Consider the following 3,862-nt stretch of genomic DNA (forward strand, 5'->3'; position numbering starts at 1 on the left):
TTAGGTCACTGGTTCGAGCCCAGTTGGAGGAGCACTTAGTAGGCCTCTTCTACCCGCCTTTTACTGGTAGAAGAGGCCTTATTTTTAGGCTTGCTGTTTTTAACAGCGGTTTACAGTGGCACACATGTAGCGGAAATGCAGCGGGGGTTTGCCGCCCTAAATCAAGGAAAATAGAAGCCGCCTCACTGGAAGATTCTCCGCCAGACTATTCAAACCCCGGCTTAAGGGACATTTGTTGCGACCGGCTATTTGGTAGCAGTGTCGTGACTATTCGGTAGCGCTTTAGTGAGTATCTGGTAGCAGCTCGGGACGCTTCAGGGTGATACTTCCGGTAGTCGCAACATCCGGGTGCGGCGTGTACTGGAAGAAGTCCGGTTATGACGGATTACCGTGCGGTTACGGCGCTGCTGATAGGGAAGCGTTCTTACCGCCAGATTGAAGACCAGCTCGGGTGCTCGCACCGGGCGAATTCACGAGCGAATCATGCATTGCGAAGCCTAGGACTGACCACTACCGAGCACGTCACGGCGTTGACAGATGACGAGTTGGCTGAGATATTCGTTGATAAACGCAGTAGCGGGCAGGGCGAGTTCGTTTCGATTGACTTTGATGCAGTTGTCAAAGTACGTACAGGGCGTACGAAGCAAACATTGCAAGTCTTGTGGGCTCGCTATACCAGTACTCCTGCCCAGGCGGGCCAGCGTCACTATAGTTACGATCGGTTCCGCCAGCTGGTTGCCGCCCATGTTGATGCGGCGGGGCTTACCGCCCGCATTACTCACGCACCAGGGCATACGATGCAGGCGGATTGGGCGGGGTGATGTTTTCATATGTGTAATTTATGCGGCTTATAGAGCCCATTGAGACGTTTTGGGCACTACTTTTCGCGTCTCATTTGGCTGTACCTAATCGCTACATCAATTGCTAGAAGTGTAGCTGCTGTCCTATAAACCCTGCTGCTGCCTCCTGAAACATGTATCACTGGGGACTTTCGTGACATGGTATTTTTACTTGTATGGATCTGAACCCCATGACGCGGCTTAAGTCGACTCAAGCACAGCCGACGATTTCCGTTAAGGATGTTGAACGTGTGCGCCGTCAACGCAGACTCGCAAAAACCGAAGAAGAATACCGCGACGTACGTTCCCAGATGCGAGATCTAGTTGCCGAGCTTCGCTCAACCCCCGAGCGAAGCCCAAAGACCACGAAAATCGCCGGCATCATCATCCTGGTTGTTGGGCTCATCGTGGGAGCACTGCTCTTCTATGCTGCTTACCTGGTGTGGCCGGGTTTCGTCGAGAATATGGAGGACCAATGGTAAAGAGCGACTCCTCCGGATCCAATGACGGAAGCATTTCAGAGCGTCAAGCCTTTTTAGGCTTGGTCGGATTCATCGTTGTTGGCTTGGCGTTCAGTTTTTATGGCATCGCTCTTATCGTTTTAGCCTCCCTTGTGACCCTTGGATCCATCGGAGTCGGAGTCTTTTTTATCCTTCGCTCTTATGACACCGGAGGAACCAAGCTTGGACCGATATCGGGTGAGATTGAGCAGCTTAGCAATGATGCCTCGTTTGATATTGCTGAGGAACTAATCGCTTGGGATAAACTGAAATACACCAAGGGCATCGGCACAAGAATCGCAGGTCAGGATGATCTCATTGAAGATATTTATCGCCGACTTGCCAATGCCCGCGAGGAGCTGGCCCAGGCTGATACGCCAGCCCACCGTATAGAAGCCGTTCTTGCCGTCGACTCGATTCTCGCAACTGCGAAAGAGCTACGTACTTCAGCATAACCTTGGGAATAGGGGCTCTTTCTGTTGCCCGCTTAGGCCATCAAAATGGAGGAACTGGCGAACTGGCTGCAACCTCCCGGGCCGAGTAGGGCTTGCGGAATGTTTCGCCACCGGCAACATAGATACAATGTATCCATGACTCAACCCCAAGAGCTCGAGAGTCCGGGATCGAATTTCACCCAGGTGTTGGAAGCTGCAGCGAAGCTCCCTGGGGTGAGGCTGAACAGAGCTACTTACCTCCGCCAAGCCCTCAAGCGTTACTGCACTGAGGCGCAAATCGAGGAAGCAATCAATACCAGTCCGGCAGCGGCAGGCATCCCGCTCAAGGTCATCACCGCGATAGCGAACACATCCATTGCCTATGAGACGAGCAAGGTTACTGGCCTCTCGACAATCGCAGGCATCCCTGGCGGCCTGGCGATGGCGGGGACTGTGCCGGCAGATCTTGTGCAGTACATGGGGCATATTCTTCGAATTGTCCAGAAGCTTGCCTATATCTACAGCTGGCCTGATTTATTTGCCAATGATGGCGAAGATGTGGACGAAGCGACCGAGGGCATGTTGGTCCTGTTCGTGGGTGTGATGTTTGGGGTGCAGATCGCTCAAGGTGGAGTGACGCGAGTTGCCGGCATGGTCGCAGCCAATGTCGCTAGGAAACTCCCACAGAAGGCACTCACCAAGGGAGTGATCTATCCGATCGTGAAAAAGGTTGCGAGCTATCTCGGGGTGAGTATGACTAAGAAAATATTCGCTAGCGGAGTAGCTAAGGCCATCCCCGTCGCCGGTGCAGTTCTCTCTGGGGGCCTCACTCTGGGGACGTTCCTCCCGATGTCAAAGCGTCTACAAAAGCACCTCGCAAGTTTAGAATTGACCAAGCCAGGACACCGGACAGAAGAGAAAGAATCCTGACGCTGAATTCATGCCTCTGTAGGCCACTGAGAACCGAAGAAAATTCGGTGTTAGGCAAAGGCTTCCAGAATCCGCCTTCTTAATAAGAAGCGCAAATAACCCGCCTCAGGCTTACTTATCTTCACACCCGCCACTATCGATTCTGAGCTCGTTCTACTAAGAAGCCAGTGGCAAACCAATGAACCAAAGTCACCAAAGCTTAGACTTCCTTGCCCTGCAAGATTTCCTCTCAAAGAGTTTATTACTAAACTGCCTAACGGTAGGGGAATCGTATATTGCCTACGGCCTGATACATCTATTTCTGAGACGTCCGACGCCTCCGAAGAAGAGTGATTCCGGCTTCTTTCAACGCCCTGGCGACGGTCGGCCGGGAAACGTTGAACTCTTTCATCGCTTCTGCTGAAGTTGGCCAAGTTCCTGAATCTATGAATGTTCTCTCGAAGCAGTTAGCGATGTCTCGTTTGCTAACTCTGCTTTTAACTGCGCGTCGTGAACTTGCACGCTGGAGATTCTTCCTTGCTGTCTGAGCGTATTCCCCGTCTCTGTCGGTTTCCAGCGTTGTGGGGCTTTCTGGCTGCCTCTGCAGTGCTTTGTGTTCACCGCTTGTAGCTCGCCCTGGAGCGCTAGAGCTAAGGCTTGTGCTGGTTTTGGATTGGGTGACATAGCCGCGTATGCGTCGTGCCATGGTTTGGTGGTCGCGCATGTGTGGCATTTCGCTATCGCGTCCTGCGCCGCCGTGGGTGTGTGCGATGTTGCAGGCGTGTTCGTAAGCAACGCCTGAGTAAGCCACCGCTACCGGAAACTCACTCAGGCGCTACCAGACACTCACCACACCGCTACCATTTCAATCTTCTGAACAACATTTCGTGTGGATTTGCGGCGTGTCGCATTAAGGGACATTTCGTGTGGATTTAGGAGCGTCCGGCCCAGCCTTTTCTTATGCCTAAGCTGGGGTTCCATTCGTTGTCGATGTGGGTGTCGAATGTGGCTGGTCGCCCGTCTGGGTGGCCACGTCGTGTGAGCTCTTCTTTCGTCCAGGCCGCGTATGCCGCTTTTCCCATTGCGTCCGAAGTCTTGCGGCCTGGCTAGGTCCAGTGGATGTACAGGGGCTTCGGTGCGGACGTCGGACCTGACCCCTGTTTGGTGGACACCTGATATC

The 3,862-nt window shown here is 53.2% G+C and carries 4 protein-coding genes and 1 pseudogene; 4 read left to right on the forward strand and 1 reads right to left on the reverse strand.

Going from position 1 to position 3,862, the window contains the following annotated elements; genetic code table 11:
- Positions 1-377: 377 nt before the first annotated feature.
- The 4 genes from HMPREF2978_RS00720 to HMPREF2978_RS00735 all read left to right on the forward strand — a co-directional run bounded on the left by HMPREF2978_RS00720 (position 378) and on the right by HMPREF2978_RS00735 (position 2,703).
- Entirely contained in the window at positions 378-821 is a 444-nt protein-coding gene (locus tag HMPREF2978_RS00720; RefSeq protein ID WP_070743525.1) for a hypothetical protein, read from the forward strand.
- A 194-nt stretch (positions 822-1,015) separates the two neighbouring features.
- Complete coding sequence (locus tag HMPREF2978_RS00725) at positions 1,016-1,321, forward strand: hypothetical protein (protein ID WP_070743527.1); 306 nt, start codon at positions 1,016-1,018, stop codon at positions 1,319-1,321.
- The gene (locus tag HMPREF2978_RS00730) at positions 1,315-1,794 is read left to right on the forward strand and encodes a hypothetical protein (protein WP_070743530.1); all 480 of its coding nucleotides are present in this window, start codon (positions 1,315-1,317) and stop codon (positions 1,792-1,794) included. Before HMPREF2978_RS00725 ends, HMPREF2978_RS00730 begins: the two co-directional genes overlap by 7 nt.
- A 135-nt stretch (positions 1,795-1,929) precedes the next feature.
- Positions 1,930-2,703: a hypothetical protein gene (locus tag HMPREF2978_RS00735; RefSeq protein ID WP_070743534.1), complete on the forward strand. Its 774-nt coding sequence runs from the start codon at positions 1,930-1,932 to the stop codon at positions 2,701-2,703.
- Between the two features lie 911 nt (positions 2,704-3,614).
- Here the strand turns inward: HMPREF2978_RS00735 and HMPREF2978_RS12645 are convergent.
- Positions 3,615-3,862: pseudogene (locus HMPREF2978_RS12645) on the reverse strand (hypothetical protein); the annotation flags it as partial.

Origin of the sequence: Corynebacterium sp. HMSC074C01, from assembly GCF_001814605.1 — a bacterium.
Lineage (GTDB): Bacteria > Actinomycetota > Actinomycetes > Mycobacteriales > Mycobacteriaceae > Corynebacterium.

Coding starts and splice junctions, on each gene's coding strand:
- HMPREF2978_RS00730 (WP_070743530.1), top strand. CDS start 1,315: ATGGTAAAGAGCGACTCCTCCGGATCCAATGACGGAAGCATTTCAGAG.
- HMPREF2978_RS00720 (WP_070743525.1), top strand. CDS start 378: ATGACGGATTACCGTGCGGTTACGGCGCTGCTGATAGGGAAGCGTTCT.
- HMPREF2978_RS00735 (WP_070743534.1), top strand. CDS start 1,930: ATGACTCAACCCCAAGAGCTCGAGAGTCCGGGATCGAATTTCACCCAG.
- HMPREF2978_RS00725 (WP_070743527.1), top strand. CDS start 1,016: ATGGATCTGAACCCCATGACGCGGCTTAAGTCGACTCAAGCACAGCCG.